Annotated in this window: 1 pseudogene; it reads left to right on the top strand. The window is 55.3% G+C overall.

The features are described 5' to 3' along the window. A pseudogene (locus A3730_RS11575) lies at positions 1-275 on the top strand (F0F1 ATP synthase subunit alpha); the annotation flags it as partial.

The following is a 275-nucleotide window of genomic DNA, read 5'->3' as shown; positions in this document are numbered from 1 at the left end:
CAAACCGGTTACAAGTCTATCGATGCCATGGTGCCAATCGGCCGTGGTCAGCGTGAGCTGATCATTGGTGACCGCCAGATCGGTAAGACTGCCGTTGCCGTTGATGCGATCATCAACCAGAAAGACTCCGGCATTAAGTGTGTCTACGTTGCCATCGGCCAGAAGCAGTCCACCATTGCCAACGTGGTGCGCAAACTGGAAGAGCACGGTGCGATGGAAAACACCATCATCGTTGCCGCTTCCGCTTCTGATCCGGCTTCCATGCAGTTCCTGGC

Source organism: Alcanivorax sp. HI0044, assembly GCF_001634945.1.
The sequence above is the reverse complement of the archived record's forward strand: the minus strand, read 5'-3'. Positions and strand labels throughout refer to the sequence as shown.